Raw genomic sequence first — 18,465 nt, forward strand, 5'->3', positions numbered from 1 at the left:
CAAGGGGGGGGGCGTAAAAAAGGGGAAGCCTGAGCTTCCCCTTTCATCATCGGCGGCTGGGCGAACCCGGCACGCTTATGGACGCTGCGTGTTGACCTGGATCAACGGCTCATCCGATTGCGGCGGCAATGGCTTGCGTTCGCGCGGCTTGCGTACCGGAGCGACTGCCTTGGCGGCCGCTTCCTGCGCCAGGCGCAGTTTTTCCGGATCGGTGGCAGCCAGGGTCAGGCCGGCCGAACCGAGCACTGCGCTCAAGTCCAGCGGCGCGGCCACTGGCGCGGCAGGTGCCGGGGCAGGCGCGGCGACAGGTGCCGGCGCTGGAGCAGGAGCAGGAGCAGGAGCAACTTCGGCAACCACCGGCGCGGCTTCCGCCACGACAGGTGCCGCTTCGGCTACCGGCGCTTCTTCCACCACGACGACCGTTTCCACGACAGCAACTGCTTCCACGACAGCAACTGCTTCCACGACTGGCGCCGCTTCGACGATGACTTCCGCTGGCGCAGGCGCAGGTGCAGCTTGCGCTTTCTCGGCGAAGCTGTACTCGGCAACCGGTGCCGGTTCAGCAGCGGCTGGTTCAGCTTGCGCTGCAGCAACGACGGCTTCGACAGGGGCTGCCGGCACGATCACTTCAGCAGCTGGGGCAACTTCTGCGACAGGAGCGGCTTCTTCGACCTTGGCGATGTCCACGACCTTGGCCACTTCCACCACTTCAGCCACGACGGCTGGCGCGGCTTCGGCGGCAGCTTCCACTGGCGCGGCAGCGACAGCGGCTTCTGGCGCCGGAGCAACCGTAAAGCTGATCACTGGCGCATCCTGGCCTTCGTTCTCGCCATTTGCCGATTCGATCAGCTCGCCCGTTTCGCGGTCGCGGCGGTTGCGGTTGCGGCCGCCACGACGACGGCGGCGGCGCGGTTCTTCGCCTTCCACGTCGTTTTCCGTCTCTTCGCCTTCAGGACCGGCATTCGCCGGTGCTTTCAGCAGGTTGGCCGGTGCGGTGTCGGATTCCGGGCCGTTGGACGGCACGACGACGTTCACTGCGCTGGCGGTGGCGCCAACCAGTGCCAGCTCTTCAGCTTTCACTTCAGCAACAACAGCCTTGTCGGCGCGCGGTTCGCGGCCTTCGCGTGGCTGGCGTGGCGGACGTTCGGCACGTTCCGGACGCTCGGCGCGCTCCGGGCGTTCCGCGCGTTCAGGACGTTCGCCCCGTTCGCGTGGCGCTGCCGTTGCATCGCCGCCTTCGCGTGCTTCACGCGGTTCGCGTGGCGGACGCGGCGGGCGTGGCGGACGGGCCGCTTTTTCCAGTGCTTCCGCTTCTTTCGCGGCATCGTCCTGGGCTGGACGGCCCTGGCCCGGTTCGCGCTCTTCGCGGCCAGGCTTGCCGTTGCGGCCACGGCCACGCGGGCCACGGCTGTTGCGGTCGCCGCGGTCGGCGCCGGCCGGCTTGGCTGGGGCGACAGGGGCGGGCGCCGGTGCCACCGGTGCCGGGGCGCCGGTGAAGAAGCTGATGATCTTGGCGATCAGGCCTTGCGGCGCGGCAGGCGCGGCCACGGGAGCCGGTTTCGCTTCGACGGGCTTGCGCTCGACCAGCGGTGCCGGCTGGTCAGGGGTGATCGTCTTGACGACGGCTTCCTGGCGCGGCTTGGCTTCTTCCTTCTGGCGCTTGCTGTAAGCCATGTCGGTTTCAGCGCTTTCGGCCAGGTTGTAGCTGGCCTGGCTGTCCTCCAGACGCGGATCGTCGTGCTTGATGCGTTCCAGCTTGTAGTGCGGCGTTTCCAGATGCTTGTTCGGGATCAGGATCACGGCGATGCGGTGGCGGTTTTCGATTTTCAGCACTTCGCCGCGCTTTTCGTTCAGCAGGAAGGCGCCCACGTCCACGGGCACTTGCACGTGGATGGTGGCCGAGTTTTCCTTCATCGCCTCTTCCTGGATGATGCGCAGCACCTGCAGGGCGGACGATTCCGTATCGCGGATGTGGCCGGTGCCGGAGCAGCGCGGGCACGTCACGTGCGAGCCTTCGGACAGCGAAGGACGCAGGCGCTGGCGCGACAGTTCCATCAGGCCGAAGCGGGAAATCTTGCCCATTTGTACACGGGCACGGTCATGGTGCAGGGCATCTTTCAGGCGCTGTTCCACTTCGCGCTGATTCTTTGCCACTTCCATGTCGATGAAGTCGATGACGATCAGGCCGCCCAAGTCGCGCAAGCGCAGCTGGCGGGCCACTTCTTCGGCCGCTTCGCAGTTGGTGTTGAAGGCGGTCGTCTCGATGTCCGAGCCGCGCGTGGCGCGGGCCGAGTTGACGTCGACGGAGACCAGCGCTTCCGTATGGTCGATCACGATGGCGCCGCCCGATGGCAGCGGCACGGTGCGGCTGTACGCCGTTTCGATCTGGTGTTCGATCTGGAAGCGCGAGAACAGCGGCACGTCGTCGCTGTAGCGTTTCACGCGGTGCACCATGTCGGGCATCACGTGGCTCATGAACTGGTGCGCCTGGTCGTAGATCTCGTCGGTGTCGATCAGGATCTCGCCGATGTCGGGCTGGAAGTAGTCGCGGATGGCGCGGATGACGAGCGACGATTCCTGGTAGATCAGGAAAGCGCCGTTGGCCGACTTGCCGGCGCCTTCGATGGCGCGCCACAGTTGCATCAGGTAATTCAAGTCCCACTGCAATTCATCGACGTTGCGGCCGATGCCGGCGGTGCGGGCAATGACGGACATGCCGGCTGGCAAGTCCAGTTTATCCATGGTTTCGCGCAATTCCTGGCGCTCTTCACCTTCCACGCGGCGCGATACGCCACCGCCACGCGGGTTGTTCGGCATCAATACCAGGTAACGGCCGGCCAGCGAGACGAACGAGGTCAGGGCGGCGCCCTTGTTGCCGCGCTCTTCCTTTTCCACCTGGACCATGATTTCCTGGCCTTCGCGCAGCGCTTCCTTGACGGAGGCGTTACGCACGTCCACGCCTTCGCGGAAGTACGTGCGGGCAACTTCCTTGAAGGGCAGGAAGCCGTGGCGGTCTTCGCCATAGCTGACGAAGCACGCTTCGAGCGATGGCTCGATGCGCGTGATCACGCCCTTGTAGATGTTGGATTTGCGCTGTTCGCGCCCGGCTGTCTCGATATCGATGTCGATCAGTTTTTGTCCGTCGACAATCGCTACGCGCAGTTCTTCTTGCTGCGTGGCATTAAACAACATGCGTTTCATTTTTATAACTCCGCGACCCGTAGGCCATCTCAAAGCCGCTTCCGGGGAAGCGGCGAAGTACAGGGATATATGCGAGAACGGGAGTGCTGGCGGGGGAAATGCCTAGGCGTGCGGAGCAACAACGCGTACGAGGTATACGTTACGGCCGCAACAGGCGCGGTGAGGTCGATCGTCATGCCGAGTGCACAGGACACCTGCAACTCATCTGAAGCAGCCCGGATGTCGGGGGCAGAGAATGCAAGTGGTCAGCAAATTCAGAGCCAAATCGTAAGCCGGCTCATTACAGGGATCGCGATGGCGAGGCTTGGCCTCAGCCTATTCATCGACAACCCTCAGTATTGTGGCCGCATACGGGGTTTGGCGAAAACGGCAAGCGTTATCAACTTCATCAACCCGCGAGCCCGACTCGATAAGTCGCGCTAACGGGTACTTATCCTTATAATCCAATACACTCACTTCAGCATCTCCACGCGTTATCCGATTACAACTACGGTGCAACCTTGATTCGCGCAGGGATGGTGCATATACATTTTTTTCCACCGAATTTGCAATTTGGCGAGGCCGGTGGAGACGCCCCTGTGTAAAATGTGCTTTTATTCTTACACTCGCAGCAGCCAGGGCCGCAGCAAAAACAATTATATATTCAAAATGAAGGACTTAGAGAGATTTCTGGGAAGACATAGTAAATGAAGAGTCAAAATGATGTTGTTCCCCCTTCAACACCCCCGGTTCAGCCGCAAGCCCAATTCGTAACGATCGCCGAGGAAGAAGCAGGCCAGCGCATCGACAACTACTTATTAAGAGTGTGCAAGGGAGTGCCTAAAAGCCACATCTACCGGATCTTGCGATCGGGAGAAGTGCGGGTTAATAAAGGCCGTATCGATCAGCTGTACCGTCTCGCCGCCGGCGACGTGGTGCGCATTCCACCCGTGCGCGTGGCCGAAAAGGCCGCCACGGGCGCGCCGGCCGCCGAATTCAAGATCATCTTCGAAGATGCGCAGCTGCTCGTCATCGACAAGCCGGCCGGCGTGGCCGTGCATGGCGGCTCGGGCGTGTCGTTCGGCGTGATCGAGCAATTGCGCGCTTCGCGCCCCGACGCCAAGTTTTTGGAACTGGTGCACCGCCTGGACCGCGACACGTCCGGCTTGTTGTTGCTGGCAAAGAAACGTTCCGCGTTGACGAATCTGCATGAACAGATGCGCGACGGCGTCACGGACAAGCGTTACCTGGTGCTGGTGGCGGGCGACTGGAAGAATGCGCGCCAGCATATCAAGTTGCCGTTGCACAAATATACGACGGCCGAAGGCGAGCGCCGGGTGGCCGTGCAGGCCGATGGCCTGGCGTCGCACACGGTGTTTTCACTGTTGCATAAATATCACAACTTCGCCTTGCTGGAAGCGGAATTGAAGACGGGACGCACGCACCAGATCCGCGTGCACCTGTCTTCGTCCGGTTTCCCCATCGCCGGCGACGATAAATATGGCGACTTTGCCCTCAACCGTGCCCTGTTGAAAGCTGACAGCACGCGCGGCGCCCTGAAACGCATGTTCCTGCACGCGCACCAGATCACGTTCACGCATCCGGAAACGGGCAAGACGATGACCCTGAACGCGCCGCTGGCTGCCGAATGCGAGCGTTTCTTGGTAAGCTTGGGCAAACCATTGGCCGTTGCCGCACGCTAAATATCCACCGTGCGCGCGACACTACTCACAAGGTAGTCAGTCGCCAGCATTCATTCTCAAGGAGCCGGCGGCTATGCCGTCGGGAAACATGGCAAGAAAGCAATTTGATCTGATCGTCTTCGATTGGGACGGTACCCTGATAGACAGTACCTCGACCATCGTCAAGTGCATCCAGGCGTCGGCCAAAGACCTGGGCTTGCCAATTCCCACCGAGTTGCTCGCTTCGCACGTGATCGGCCTGGGCTTGCAGGAAGCCATGCAGCTGGTGATGCCCGACGTGGAGCCGAAATACCATGCGCGCATGGCGGAACGCTACCGTTATCACTATCTGTCGCGCGACCATGAGCTGGCTTTGTTTCCTGGCGTCTACGAGATGCTGCAGGAACTGTCGCAGCAAGCGTATTTCCTCGCCGTCGCCACGGGCAAGAGCCGCGTCGGCCTGAACCGCTCCTTGAATGCCGTCAAGCTGCTGTCCCTGTTCGATGCGACGCGTTGCGCCGATGAAACCTTTTCCAAGCCCCATCCGGCCATGCTGCAGGAGCTGACGCGGGAACTGGGGCAGGATATGCGCCGCACCGTGATGATCGGCGACACCAGCCATGATTTATTGATGGCGAGCAATGCGGGTGCGGCTGGTATTGCCGTAGAGTATGGAGCGCATCCGGTGGCGCAGTTGCAAGCTTGCAATCCCCTGTATTCGGCCGCCACGGTGGCCGAGCTGCATCAATGGCTGAGCGAGCACGCATGATGAACGATGTTGTCGACGTTTTCATCTGTGCCGCCGACGCCGTGGCCGATGGCGGCAAGGGCGTGCGCTTTCCCGTCTCGGCCGGCGGTGAAGCCACCACGGGCTTTGTCGTGCGCCATGGCGGCAAGGCGTATGGCTACCTGAACCGCTGCGCCCACGTGCCGATCGAGCTGGACTGGGCGGAGGGCGAGTTTTTCGAGTCCAGCGGCTTGTACCTGATGTGTTCGACGCATGGCGCCATCTATGTGCCGGAAAGCGGCTACTGTGCGGGCGGTCCCTGCAAGGGCGGGCGCCTGCGCCCGATCGCCGTGGCCGAACGCGATGGCCAGCTGTACTGGCAACCCGACGAGTATGTCCAGCCGCTGCCGGCCTGAGGCCGGGGCAGGCCTTCTGTAATTTACGCAAAGTGAACCATGAGCGATAACACGAATGACAAGCTGGACAGTAGCGCGCCAGCCGCCGGCCACGGCGCCCCTGCGGGACACTGGGAGCGCGAGGTGCTGGAAAAGCTGGTATTTGCCACTTTGCAAGAGCAACGCGCGCACCGCCGCTGGAGCATCTTTTTCAAGGTCTTCGGCTTGCTGATCGTGCTGTTCGCCCTGTGGGTGTTTTATGACTACAACACGGCCGACGACAGCGAAACCCTGGGCCGCCACACGGCCCTGATCGACATCAGCGGCGCCATCGAGTCCGAAGGCAGCGGCTCGGCCGCCGTCGTCATCCCCGCGCTGGACAAGGCGTTTTCCGATGCCGGTTCCGTGGCCGTGGTGCTGCATATTAATAGTCCGGGCGGCAGTCCCGTGCAGGCCGGCATGATCGTCGACGAGATGCAGCGCCTGCGCAAGGGCTATCCGGACAAGCCTTTATATGTGGTGGTCGATGAAATGTGCGCCTCGGGCGGCTATTACATCGCCGCCGCCGCCGACCGCATCTACGTCAACAAGGCCAGCGTGGTCGGTTCCATCGGCGTGCTGATGGATGGCTTCGGCTTCACGGGCGTGATGGAAAAGGTGGGCGTCGAGCGCCGCCTGCTGACGGCGGGCGAGAACAAGGGCTTCATGGACCCGTTCAGCCCCCTGACGGAAAAACACAAGGCGTATGCGCAAGGCATGCTCAATGAAATCCACCAGCAATTCATCGACGTGGTGCGCGCGGGACGGGGCAAGCGCCTGAAGGAAACGGCCGATACCTTCTCCGGCCTGTACTGGACGGGCGCGAAAGCCGTGGAAATGGGCCTGGCCGACGATTTCGGCACGGTCGACAGCGTGGCGCGCGACGTCGTCAAGGCGGAAGACATCGTCGACTACACGCAGCATGAAGGCTTGCCGGAACGGGTGCTGAAGAAGTTTGGCGCCGCCATGGGGGCGGGCGCCATGAAGGCGGCCGTGCAGCAGTCGCAACCAGCGTTGCGCTGAGGACATCACTCTTGGCAGGCAGGCAAGCCAGTCGAGAATGATTTTCAATAAGGTGGTAAATTGGCTTGAAAATAGGGCTGCTTGGGCTATAGTGAAAGCGTAGTTCTTTTCAAGGAGGGGCGATATATCAACTATGTTGTCAGTACTAACTTGATTGGCAGGTCTTGGAACTACTCGCCGCATCGCAGATGTGGTTTTGAGTGAATTTACATTCCTCACTAAAGTCCCGATGGGGCTTGGGAACGGCGGCGCAATGCCGCCGTTTCCTTTTGTGCGTCGTTCATGTTCGATGGTCCGGTGTCGCCGGAGGAGGTTGAGCGTGCTGGCAAGGCAGGCATGCGAGGGCGTGGCATGGCTGGTCGGATGGGCCGCGCTCAGACGGCGCAGCCGTTGCAGTGCACGGGCAGGGGAACGGCGCTGGTTTCCCTGGCTGCTGTTGCACCGGCGTCAACGTTGCTGCCGATGTCGGACGGCATGTCCGCCATGACGGGCGCGGTCGCGTTGTCGGCCTGCGCATCCGCGTGCGCAAAACCGCCCAGTTCCAGCCAGCACATGAAATGACATTGCGCCTCGGCATGCCAGCGCGTCTGGCTTGCCGGCGATGGCGGCGCGTCCGCATCCTGCGGCGCAGGGGCGGTGCTCCAGCGCGCCACGCCGAGTCTGACCTTATGCATGGCCGCCTGTTCTGCGGCGATGCGCAGGCGCATGTCGGCGATGTTGCCTTGTAAGGCGATGGTATCGGTATGCTCCATACGATGTCCTTGTCAGTCGTTGCCTAGTTATTATTCCTAAACCTCGTTAGGCGGATTCCTAACGAAGTTTCAGTCTATCAACGCGATATTCCGAGCGCTTGATATTTCTCAAAGGAATCAACCATTTCTCGCCAAATCTCACCTTGTTCTTTTTGGTATTTCTGCGTGCACCATGGTTTCGTGCCGCCTGGACCGCCGCGCGGACGCCAGGCGCCGCCGCTTCACGCTGCCAGCCGCTTCTGGTAAAGTCACGCCCATGAGTAAATTATCCCTAGACCGCATCCTGCAATCGCAGGGTTTTGGCACCCGTAAATATTGTCGTTCCCTCATCGAGGATGGCGATGTCGTCATCGATGGCGTCACCCAGACCAATTACCGCACCACCGTCGAGACCGAGGGCCTGGTGCTGCACGTGTTCGAAGAAGAATGGGTGTACCGCGCGCACCTGTACCTGGCGCTGAACAAGCCCGCCAACTTCGAATGCTCGCGCAAGCCCAGCCATCATCCTGGCGTGCTGACCCTGCTGCCGGAACAATTCACCTGGCGCGAAGTCCAGCCCGTCGGCCGGCTCGACCACGATACGACTGGCATGCTGCTGATGTCCGACGATGGCCCGTTTATCCATGCGCAATCGTCGCCGAAGCGCCACGTTCCGAAGATTTACCAGGCCACCACGCAAGAGCCCGTGACGGATGAGCTGGTGGCCCTGCTGCTGGCCGGCGTGCAATTGCACGACGAGCCGGCCCCGCTGGCGGCCCTCGTCTGCGTCAAGCGCGGCGAGCACCAGCTGGAAATCGTGCTGGAACAGGGCAAGTACCACCAGGTCAAGCGCATGCTGGCCGCCGCCGGCAACCATTGCAGCGCGCTGCACCGTTCCGCCATCGGCAGCCTGACCCTGGAATCGCTGGGCATCGCCGAAGGCGAGTGGTGCTACCTCACGCCCGAGCAGATCGCGCTCCTGGCCTAGCCCCTTCCTGACCGCCAAAGCCGGGGATATCCCGGCTTTTTGGCGTCTTTAGTCTCCATTGCCTGCATTTGACGAAGTTTCCCGCACATGAAATTAGCTACCCTGAAGGATGGCACGCGCGACGGCCAGCTGGCTGTCGTCTCGCGCGACCTGAAAACGGCCCATCTGGCCGATGGCATCGCCTCGACCCTGCAAAAGGCGCTCGACGACTGGAGTTTCATCGCGCCCCAGCTCGATTTGCTGTACCAGACCATCAATAGCGGCCGCGGCCATCGCGCCTTCGAATTCGATCCCGCCAACTGCATGGCGCCCTTGCCGCGCAGCAGCCTGCGCGTGGCTGGCGCAGCCTACCTGCAGCAGATCGAGCGCGCCTGCAAGGCGGCGGGCAGCGAGGCGCCCGCCAATCTGCGCGATGCGCCACGGATGTACCAGGGCGCCAGCGACGATTTCCTGGGCGCCCAGGATGAGATCGTGCTGGCGCACGAGCAGTGGGGCATCGACTACGAAGCGGGCATCGCCGCCATCACGGACGACGTGGCCATGGGGGCGACACCGGACCAGGCGCACCTGAACATCAAGCTGTTGATGCTGGTCAACGACATCACCCTGCGCAACCTGGCGCCGGACGAGCAGGCGAGTGGTTATGGTTTCCTGCAGGCGAAACCGGCCATGGCGTGCTCTCCAGTCGCCATCACGCCCGACGAGCTGGGAGACGCCTGGCGCGGCGGCAAGGTGCATTACGCGCTGCGTTGCAGCCTGAACGGCAAGTTGACGGGCCAGCCCCATGCGGGCGCCGACATGGCGTTCAATTATCCGCAATTGCTCGCCCACCTGTGCCAGACGCGCAACGCGCGCGCCGGCAGCGTGGTGAGCGCGGGCGGGGTCGCCAACAAGGAAGTCAAGAAAGGATTTTCCAGTATTTTTGAGCGACGTAACCAGGAGATGATCGCCGATGGCGTCGCCAGCACGCCATTCCTGTTGTTTGGCGACGTGGTCCGGCTGGAAATGCTGGGCGATGACGGTAAATCCCTGTTCGGCGCGATTGAACAGACCGTGAAACAGGCCGAGGCGCGCAAGTCCCGCTAAGGTTACTGGGAGTAAAGGAAATACAGGGCATTTGTCCTCCTGTTCCGCCGATGGTAAACAGGCACTTGACTCGATAATGCCACATGCCCAGTCCGTATTGCGCCTAGCCAGGCTGCAGGACTTCACCGGAGTTGATTGATGTCGGAAGACAGCGACGCAGAAAAGACCGAAGCCGCGTCACCGAAGCGCCTCGAGCAGGCGCGTGAGGAAGGCGACGTTCCGCGATCGCGTGAAGTGGCAACGTTCACTGTGTTGATGGCGTCCGGCTGTTGCCTGTGGTTTGCCGGCGACGCCATCGTGCGGCGGTTGACGGCCGTCATGGTGTCCGGGCTGACCCTGGACCGGGAGCAGATACTCAATCCCGACGCGATGATGTTGCGCATCGGCTATGACGTGGGCTCGGTCCTGCTGACGTGCCTGCCGTACGCGCTGGCCATCATGCTCGTCGCCCTGGCTTCGCCCGTGCTGGTGGGCGGCTGGCTGTTCAGTTCCAAGGCGTTTACACCCAATTTTGGCAAGCTCAACCCGATTCGCGGCCTGGGCAACATGTTTTCGAAGAATGCGCTGGTGGAATTGCTCAAGGCCATCGCCAAGACCCTCGTCGTGGGCGTCGTCGCCTGGATGGTGATGCAGCATCAAAAGGACGCCGTGCTGGGCTTGTCGGTGGAATCCCTGCGCGCCGGTTCGGCCCATCTGATCAGCCTCTTGATCACGGCTTTCCTGCTGATCGTCGGCGCGCTGGGCCTGATCGCCGCCATCGACGGGCCGTACCAGATGTGGCATTACGCCAACAAGATGAAAATGTCCTTGCAGGAAGTCAAGCAAGAGTCGAAGGAATCGGACGGCAATCCGCAGATCAAGGCGAAGATCCGCCAGATGCAGCATGAAATGTCGCGCCGCCGCATGATGGCCGACGTGCCGACGGCCGACGTGGTGGTGACCAACCCTACCCACTACGCGGTGGCCTTGAAGTATGGCGAGAATTCGCGCGGCGCGCCGCAGGTGGTGGCCAAGGGCGTCGACGAGGTGGCGGCGAAGATCCGCGAACTGGCCGGCGAACACAAGGTCGCCATCCTGGAAGCGCCGGCCCTGGCGCGCGCGCTGTACAAGCATACGGACATCGGCGACGAGATTCCCGAGGCGCTGTACGGCGCCGTGGCCGAAGTGCTGGCCTACGTGTTCCAGCTGCGCAGCTATGGCAAGGGCCAGGGCGAGCGTCCCGACAAGCCGAAGAAACTCGACGTGCCGCCCGAGCTCGACCCGCAGAATCCCGCCTCACAGACACCGCCCGCAGCCGGCGCAGAAGACAAGAATAAAGGAAGTACACCATGAACGGCCTGAGAATGCCAGCCTGGCTCAGCGGAATGGGTGGCAACGCCAGCAAGGGCATCGCCGCGCCTGTCATCATCATCATGCTGCTGGCGATGATGGTGCTGCCGCTGCCGGCCTTCATCCTCGACATCTTCTTCAGTTTTAATATCGCGCTGTCCATCATCGTGCTGCTGACGGCGCTGTACACGGTCAAGCCGCTCGACTTCATGGCGTTCCCGACCATCCTGCTCGTGTCGACCATGCTGCGCCTGTCGCTGAACGTGGCGTCCACGCGCGTGGTGTTGACGGAAGGCCATACGGGCGCCGACGCGGCCGGTAAAGTGATCGAAGCGTTCGGTCACTTCTTGATCGGCGGCAACTACACGGTCGGTATCGTCGTGTTTATCATTTTGACGATCATCAACTTTACGGTGGTGACCAAGGGTGCGGGCCGTATCGCCGAGGTGGGCGCCCGTTTCGCGCTGGACGCCATGCCTGGTAAACAGATGGCCATCGATGCCGACCTGAACGCGGGCCTGATCGGCGAAGACGAAGCGCGCCGCCGCCGCACGGAAGTGGCGCAGGAAGCGGAATTCTATGGCGCCATGGACGGCGCCAGCAAATACGTGCGCGGCGACGCCATCGCCGGCATCATGGTCACCGTCATCAATATCGTCGGCGGCCTGCTGGTGGGCTTGCTGCAGCACGACATGGGTTTTGCCGACGCGCTCAAGAACTACACCTTGCTGGCCATCGGTGACGGCCTAGTGGCGCAGATTCCTTCGCTGATCATTTCCACGGCGGCCGGTATCGTCGTCTCGCGCGTGGCCAGCGAACAGGACATCGGCACCCAGTTGGTGGGGCAATTGTTTGCGAAACCGCAAGTGCTCTATATTACCGCCGGCATCATCGGCGGCATGGGCTTGATTCCCGGCATGCCGAACATGGTCTTCATCCTGCTGGCCTCGCTGCTGGCCGGCTCCGCCTATCTGATCAGCAAGAAGCGCACGCAGGAAAAGGCGGCGGCCGAAAAGCCGGCCGAAGTGCCGCAAGCGACCGTGGCGCCCGAGCAGGAAGAAGCCAGCTGGCAAGACATCATGCCCGTCGATACCCTGGGTCTGGAAGTGGGCTACCGTTTGATCCCCCTGGTCGACAAGACGCAGGGCGGCGAATTGCTCAAGCGCATCAAGGGCATCCGCAAGAAATTTGCCCAGGAAGTGGGTTTCCTGGCGCCGCCCGTGCATATCCGCGACAACCTGGAATTGAAACCGTCCGCCTACCGCATCACCCTGAAGGGCGTGGAAGTGGGCGTGGGCGAAGCGTTCAACGGCCAGTTCCTGGCGATTAATCCCGGCATGGCCAGCGGCACCTTGCCCGGCCTGGCCACGAACGACCCCGCCTTCGGCCTGCCCGCCACCTGGATCGACGCCAGCCTGCGCGACCAGGCCCAATCGATGGGCTACACGGTGGTCGACGCGGGGACGGTGGTGGCCACGCACCTGAATCACCTGATCACCTCGCACGCTTCCGAGCTGCTGGGCCGCGCGGAAGTGCAATCGCTGCTCGACCACCTGGGCAAGGAGTCGCCGCGCCTGGTGGAAGACCTGGTGCCGAAGATGCTGTCCCTGTCGACCTTGCAAAAGGTGCTGCAGAACCTGCTGGCCGAGGGCGTGCACATCCGCGACATGCGCACCATCATCGAAACCCTGGCCGAGCATACGGTCAGCACGCAAGACCCGAACGACCTGACGGCGCTGGTGCGCGTGGCCCTGGGCCGTGCCATCGTGCAGCAACTGTTCCCCGGCTCGGCCGAACTGTCCGTGATGACCCTCGACAGCCGCCTGGAGCGGCTGCTGATGCAGGCGATGGGCAATGGCGGCGACGGCGCCGGCATCGAGCCGGGCCTGGCCGACACCATCGCGCACCAGGCGGGCCTGGCTGCCCAGCAACAGGAAGCGCTGGGCCTGACGCCCGTGCTGCTGGTGCCGGCGCCGCTGCGCGCCTTGCTGTCGCGTTTCCTGCGCCGCGCCTTGCCGCAGCTCAAAGTGCTGTCGCATGCGGAAGTGCCGGAAACCAAGACCATCCGCGTCACGGCGCTGGTGGGCGCGCAGTAGTTGTGATGAGCGGCATCGGGGTCGGTTCCTGCGGGACGGACTCCCGGTGCTTGCTTTTGGTCAAATAAACATCAATTTCCTCTCGGCAAACTGAATAACGGGTACTTTCCCGTCCTGTTCCTTCGATCATTTCCTGCAAGCATCGCTAATAATGGAAACTGTCCGGGTGATCTGTGTCCATGTGGAAGACAGCACTCAAGCAACAGGAGTCGACGATGGTCACACAGTTCAGCCAATATTGCGCCACCCCCGCCCTGGGAGGCCGGTCATGAATGTGAAGAAATTTACGGGCGCCTCGTCGCGCGATGCGCTGCGCAAGGTGCGCGAAGCGCTGGGCCCCGATGCCGTGATCCTGTCGAACCGCCAGGCCGATGGCGTGGTGGAAATCCTCGCGCTGGCCAATGACGACGCCGCTTCGCTGGCCTCGCCGCCGGCCGCCTCCGAAATGGCCCAGCCCCGTCCCCAGTTGCAGACCCAGTTCGCCACGCCGCAGCGTCCGGCCGCCCCGGCCCAGCGCCCGGCCGCGCCACGTCCTGCCGCGCCGCGCCAGGCTGCCTCCGAGCCAGTGGACATGGCTCGCATGCAGCAGATGATGGCCAGCGCGCTGGCGCACGTCAAGGAAAACGCCGCCGCCGAGATGAGCGGCATGATGAATGAAATCCGCGCCATGCGCGGCATGATGGAAACCCAGCTGGCGGAAATCTCGTGGGGTTCGACGCAGCAGCGCGAGCCGCAAAAAGCCGTCGTGCTGCGCGAAATGCTGGCGGCCGGCTTCTCGGCCAGCCTGGCGCGCTACCTGATCGACAAGCTGCCGGCCGGTCTCGAGGGCGCGCAAAGCATGCGCTGGATCAAGACGGTCCTGAGCCGTAACCTGAATACTGTGGCCAATGAAGACGCCATGCTGGAGCAGGGCGGCGTGTTTGCCCTGGTGGGCCCGACGGGCGTCGGCAAGACCACCAGCACGGCCAAGCTGGCGGCCCGCTGCGTGATGCGCCACGGCCCGGAAAAGCTGGCGCTGATCACCACGGATGCCTACCGTATCGGCGCGCATGAACAGTTGCGCATCTACGGCAAGATCCTCGGCGTGATGGTGCATTCCGTGAAGGACGAGGCGGACTTGCGCATCGCCCTGAAAGAATTGAAGAACAAGCATACGGTACTGATCGATACGGTGGGCGTGAGCCAGCGCGACCAGATGGTGACGGAACAGGTGGCCATGCTGTCGGGCGCCGGCGCCGACGTGAAGCGCCTGCTGTGCCTGAACTCCACGGCCACGCAGGAAACGTTGAACGAAGTGGTGCGCGCGTATCAGGGCAGCGGCCTGGCCGGCTGCATCATGACCAAGCTCGATGAAGCGGCCTCGATCGGCAATGTGCTCGACGTGGTGATCCGCCAGAAGCTGAACCTGTTTTATGTGTCGAACGGCCAGCGCGTGCCGGAAGACCTGTACCTGGCCGACCGCGGCTACCTGATCGACCGTGCCTTCAAGCTCAAGCGCGATGCGGCGGCGACGCAGTTTTCCGACGCCGAACTGCCGCTGCTGATGGCGCAGGCGGCCGCCCGCAACAATGAAGCGCGCGGGGTGCACCTTGGCTAATTTCGATTTCGACCAGGCCGAAGGCTTGCGTCGCATGCTGGCCGGCCCGCAGCCGCGCGTCATGACGTTCCTCTCGGCCACGCCGCAGGACGACAAGGGCGCCATGCTGGTCAACCTGGGCGCGTCGCTCGTCTACGGCGGCAATGACGTGCTGCTGCTCGACGCCAGCGGCGGCAGCGATGGCGTGGCATCGCGCCTGGGACTGGCGCACGGCGCCAGCCTGCGCGACGTGGCGCGCCAGCAGTGCGGCTTGAACCAGGTCATCCACCAGGTGCCGCAAGGCTTCGGCGTGGCCAGCCTGGGCGCGCGCAACCATTTGATGGACAGCATGGATTATGCGGGCGAGGATGAACTGCGCCGCCTGGGCAAGACGTTCGAGGTGCTGGCGCGCCAGAGCGGCATCGTGCTGGTCGACGGCGTCGTGGCGGACGAGGGGGCCTGCTTCCCCGTGCCGCTGATGGCATCGTCGGATATCGTCGTGCAAGTCTCGACCAGCGCCACCTCGATCAAGGCGGCGTACTGCCTGATCAAGCGCCTGAGCCAGGAACTGGGACGCCGTCCGTTCGGCATTCTCGTCACCGGCGCTTCCGAATCCGAAGCAAAAGTGGTATACGATAATATGGCGCAGGCGGCGAGCCGCTACCTGGCCGTGAAGCTGACTTCGATGGGTTCCGTGCCTGCCGACGAGTATCTGCACCGCGCGGCGCGGCTGGGCCGCAGCGTGGTCGATGCGTTTCCGCTGGCGGGAGCGTCGGTGGCGTTTCGCGGACTGGCCGAGCGGCTGGCCCGTTCGGCGGCGCCGGTGCTTGGCGGCACCTTGTACCAGACGGGGAGCCCGCACCAGTTCAGCGCCTGAATCGAACCGCAGCACCAGATAAGATGAGAAAACAATAAGCAGCCTATGTACACGGTCAAAGGGAAATCGAACAAGGACTATTTGCTGACGGAGCACATTCCGCTGGTGAAGCGTCTGGCGCACCATATGAAGGCGAAATTGCCGCCTTCGGTCGAGGTCGATGACCTGATCCAGGCCGGCATGATCGGCCTGCTCGATGCCATTACGCGCTATGAAGAGACGCATGGCGCGCAGTTCGAGACGTATGCCGTGCTGCGCATCCGCGGCGCCATGCTCGACGAATTGCGCACCAGCGACTGGCTGCCGCGCAGCATGCGCCAGAACATGCGCAAGATCGAAGAGGCGATGAGCACCCTGCAGCAGCGCCTCGGCCATCCGCCGACCGAGTCGGAAGTGGCGAAGCTGCTGAAAATGTCGCTGGCCGACTACCAGGAAATGCTGGGCGACGGCGGCGGCCACCAGCTCGTGTACTACGAAGACTTTCATGACCCGGACGGCAATGACAGCTTCCTCGACCGCCACTGCGTGGACGAGGACAGCGACCCCTTGCGTTCCCTGCTCGATACCGATTTCCGGCAATCCGTGATCGATGCCATCGACGCGCTGCCGCCACGCGAGAAAATACTCATGGGCCTGTATTACGAAGAAGAGCTGAACCTGAAGGAGATCGGCGCGGTGATGGGCGTATCCGAATCGCGCGTCTCGCAGCTGCATACCCAGGCCGTCGCGCGCCTGCGCGCAACCTTGAGGGAGCTGGCGTGGACTGGTCCAGCGTAATCGGGCTGGCGCTGGCGCTGGCGGGCCTGCTGGTCGGCCAGGCACTGGAAGGCGGCAAGATGGCCTCCCTGCTGCAGCCGGCCGCCTTTGCCATCGTCATCGTCGGCACCTTCGGCGCCGTGCTGCTGCAGACGCGGCTGCGCACCTTCGTGCGCGGCCTGGAAATGCTGCGCTGGGTCTTCCTGCCGCCGTCGGACACGCGCGCCGCGCTGGCGCGCGACATCGGGCAATGGAGCCTGACGGCGCGCCGCGACGGCCCGCTGGCGCTCGAACGCCTGATGGAAAACACGGCCGACCGCTTCAATGCCAAGGGTTTGCGCATGATCGTCGACGGCATCGCGCCCGACAAGCTGCGCCAGCTGCTCGACGTGGAAATCTCCGCCTACGAAATGGCCGAGCGCCAGGCCGTCAAGGTGTGGGAATCGGCGGCCGGCTATTCGCCCACCATTGGCATCCTGGGCGCCGTGCTGGGCCTGATCCACGTGATGGAAAACCTCACCGACCCCAGCAAGCTGGGCGGCGGCATCGCCGTGGCCTTCGTCTCCACCATCTATGGCGTGGGCCTGGCCAACCTGCTGTTCCTGCCGGTGGCCAATAAACTCAAGGCCATCGTTTCGCGCCGCGTGGTGCAGTATGAAATCACGGCCGCCGTGCTGTACGACATCGCCACGGGCGACCACACGCGCATCATCGAAGAGCGCGTGTCCAGCCTCTTGCACGAGCATTGACCATGATGCGGCGCGCGCGCAGGAAGTATGACGAGGAACCGGATAACCAGGACCGCTGGCTGATCTCGTACGCCGACTTCATCACCCTGCTGTTCGCCTTTTTCGTCGTCATGTATGCGATTTCGCAAGTTAACGAAGGAAAATACCGCGTCTTCCAGAGCGCCATCGGCCAGGCCTTCAGCCTGGAAAAGGGCGCGCCGCCCATCATCATGGAAGCGCCGCAGGCCATCCCGTTGCCCAATCCCGCCCTGAAACGCCGCACGGAAGCCATCCGCCGCGAGCGCGAACACATGACGCGCCTGGCGCAGGACCTGACGTCGACCCTGGCGCCGCTGGTCAAGGAAGGCAAGGTGCGGGTCACGCAGACGAGCCGCGGCGTGAGCGTGGAAATCAATGCCAGCGTGCTGTTCGATCCGGGCGCGGCGGGCCTGACGGCGGAATCGGACCAGGCCTTGCGCGCCGTGGCCGTGCTGCTCAAGGACGACACGCACGACGTGCAGGTGGAAGGGCATACGGATGTGCAGCCGATCAGCAATTCGACCTTTGCCTCGAACTGGGAGTTGTCGGCCGCGCGCGCCAGCGCCGTGGTGCGCCTGTTCATCGCCAGCGGCGTCAAGGCGTCGCGCCTGACGGCCGTGGGCCACGCCGACAATATCCCCGTGGCGCCGAACGCCACGCCGGAAGGGCGCGCGCGCAACCGCCGGGTCGCCGTGACGATTTTGTCGGGCATCCCCGAAACGGTGACGGAAGTGCCGACGGCGCCCGTGGCGCCTGCGCCGGCCAATTGACGCTCGTCAACTGCGGGCTGCCGCTTGGTACAATCGCGCTTTCTTCCTCTTTTATCGTTTCCTCATGAAAAGTAGCTCCCTGGGCGGTCTCGTCTATTCCACTGAAACGGGCCGCATGTGTCCCGCCTGCCGCCAGCCGCTGGCGCAGTGCGCGTGCAAGGCGCAAGCGAAGGCGGCGCCCGCGGGCGATGGCGTGGTGCGCGTCTCGCGCCAGACCAAGGGCCGTGGCGGCAAGAGCGTCACCGTGGTCAAGGGCTTGCCGCTGGACGCCACCGCGCTGGCCCTGCTGGGCAAGCAGTTGCGCACGCAGTGCGGCTCGGGCGGCACCGTCAAGGATGGCGTGATCGAAGTGCAGGGCGACCATGTCGACGCCATCCTGGCTGCGCTGGCCAAGCTGGGCCACCAGCCGAAAAAGGCCGGCGGCTGAGCGTGCGGAGGCGTGC

The 18,465-nt window shown here is 63.3% G+C and carries 16 protein-coding genes; 14 read left to right on the forward strand and 2 right to left on the reverse strand.

All coding sequences use genetic code 11. The features are described 5' to 3' along the window. Positions 1 to 75: 75 nt before the first annotated feature. Positions 76 to 3,201 carry an Rne/Rng family ribonuclease gene (locus O3301_RS07355; protein ID WP_305056011.1) on the reverse strand — a complete coding sequence of 1,042 codons (3,126 nt, stop codon included), beginning with the start codon at positions 3,199 to 3,201 and terminating at the stop codon, positions 76 to 78. Between the two features lie 686 nt (positions 3,202 to 3,887). Between O3301_RS07355 and O3301_RS07360 the strand changes: the two genes are divergently transcribed. From O3301_RS07360 to O3301_RS07375, 4 genes are all read left to right on the forward strand, one after another. Beyond that, complete coding sequence (locus tag O3301_RS07360) at positions 3,888 to 4,883, forward strand: RluA family pseudouridine synthase (protein WP_077407877.1); 996 nt, start codon at positions 3,888 to 3,890, stop codon at positions 4,881 to 4,883. 88 nt (positions 4,884 to 4,971) lie between these two features. After that, on the forward strand, positions 4,972 to 5,631 hold the full coding sequence (locus O3301_RS07365) for an HAD-IIIA family hydrolase (protein WP_035821424.1): 660 nt from the start codon (positions 4,972 to 4,974) through the stop codon (positions 5,629 to 5,631). After that, positions 5,628 to 6,005, forward strand: a complete 378-nt coding sequence (locus O3301_RS07370) for a Rieske 2Fe-2S domain-containing protein (RefSeq protein ID WP_115057572.1) — start codon at positions 5,628 to 5,630, stop codon at positions 6,003 to 6,005. The genes O3301_RS07365 and O3301_RS07370 overlap by 4 nt, the downstream gene beginning before the upstream one ends. A 39-nt stretch (positions 6,006 to 6,044) precedes the next feature. Then, positions 6,045 to 7,046, forward strand: a complete 1,002-nt coding sequence (locus O3301_RS07375; protein WP_099666845.1) for a S49 family peptidase — start codon at positions 6,045 to 6,047, stop codon at positions 7,044 to 7,046. Between the two features lie 374 nt (positions 7,047 to 7,420). Here the strand turns inward: O3301_RS07375 and O3301_RS07380 are convergent, their stop codons facing one another. Next, positions 7,421 to 7,798 (reverse strand): hypothetical protein, encoded by a 378-nt coding sequence (locus O3301_RS07380; protein WP_305056012.1) that lies wholly within the window; start codon positions 7,796 to 7,798, stop codon positions 7,421 to 7,423. A 256-nt stretch (positions 7,799 to 8,054) separates the two neighbouring features. Between O3301_RS07380 and O3301_RS07385 the strand changes: the two genes are divergently transcribed. The 10 genes from O3301_RS07385 to O3301_RS07430 all read left to right on the forward strand — a co-directional run bounded on the left by O3301_RS07385 (position 8,055) and on the right by O3301_RS07430 (position 18,449). Further along, the gene (locus O3301_RS07385) at positions 8,055 to 8,765 is read left to right on the forward strand and encodes a pseudouridine synthase (RefSeq protein WP_034754110.1); all 711 of its coding nucleotides are present in this window, start codon (positions 8,055 to 8,057) and stop codon (positions 8,763 to 8,765) included. Positions 8,766 to 8,852: 87 nt separating this feature from the next. After that, entirely contained in the window at positions 8,853 to 9,851 is a 999-nt protein-coding gene (locus tag O3301_RS07390; protein WP_305056013.1) for a fumarylacetoacetate hydrolase family protein, read from the forward strand. Between the two features lie 138 nt (positions 9,852 to 9,989). Continuing rightward, positions 9,990 to 11,183 carry a flagellar biosynthesis protein FlhB gene (gene flhB / locus O3301_RS07395; protein WP_092608479.1) on the forward strand — a complete coding sequence of 398 codons (1,194 nt, stop codon included), beginning with the start codon at positions 9,990 to 9,992 and terminating at the stop codon, positions 11,181 to 11,183. Next, entirely contained in the window at positions 11,180 to 13,276 is a 2,097-nt protein-coding gene (flhA, locus tag O3301_RS07400; RefSeq protein WP_077407865.1) for a flagellar biosynthesis protein FlhA, read from the forward strand. The genes flhB and flhA overlap by 4 nt, the downstream gene beginning before the upstream one ends. 268 nt (positions 13,277 to 13,544) lie before the next feature. Beyond that, complete coding sequence (flhF, locus tag O3301_RS07405) at positions 13,545 to 14,873, forward strand: flagellar biosynthesis protein FlhF (RefSeq protein WP_305056014.1); 1,329 nt, start codon at positions 13,545 to 13,547, stop codon at positions 14,871 to 14,873. Beyond that, positions 14,866 to 15,729 (forward strand): antiactivator of flagellar biosynthesis FleN protein, encoded by an 864-nt coding sequence (locus O3301_RS07410; protein ID WP_099666848.1) that lies wholly within the window; start codon positions 14,866 to 14,868, stop codon positions 15,727 to 15,729. The genes flhF and O3301_RS07410 overlap by 8 nt, the downstream gene beginning before the upstream one ends. 45 nt (positions 15,730 to 15,774) lie before the next feature. Continuing rightward, positions 15,775 to 16,506: an RNA polymerase sigma factor FliA gene (locus tag O3301_RS07415; protein WP_077407859.1), complete on the forward strand. Its 732-nt coding sequence runs from the start codon at positions 15,775 to 15,777 to the stop codon at positions 16,504 to 16,506. Beyond that, positions 16,488 to 17,234, forward strand: a complete 747-nt coding sequence (locus tag O3301_RS07420; RefSeq protein WP_099666849.1) for a flagellar motor protein — start codon at positions 16,488 to 16,490, stop codon at positions 17,232 to 17,234. The genes O3301_RS07415 and O3301_RS07420 overlap by 19 nt, the downstream gene beginning before the upstream one ends. Positions 17,235 to 17,239: 5 nt before the next feature. Further along, positions 17,240 to 18,022 carry a flagellar motor protein MotD gene (gene motD, locus O3301_RS07425; RefSeq protein ID WP_305053148.1) on the forward strand — a complete coding sequence of 261 codons (783 nt, stop codon included), beginning with the start codon at positions 17,240 to 17,242 and terminating at the stop codon, positions 18,020 to 18,022. Between the two features lie 64 nt (positions 18,023 to 18,086). After that, positions 18,087 to 18,449, forward strand: coding sequence for a translation initiation factor Sui1 (locus tag O3301_RS07430; RefSeq protein ID WP_305052932.1), 363 nt, complete (start codon positions 18,087 to 18,089; stop codon positions 18,447 to 18,449). Positions 18,450 to 18,465 lie beyond the last annotated feature (16 nt).

The sequence above is a fragment of the Janthinobacterium sp. SUN211 genome, from assembly GCF_030587315.1.
GTDB classification, from domain to species: domain Bacteria; phylum Pseudomonadota; class Gammaproteobacteria; order Burkholderiales; family Burkholderiaceae_D; genus Janthinobacterium; species Janthinobacterium kumbetense.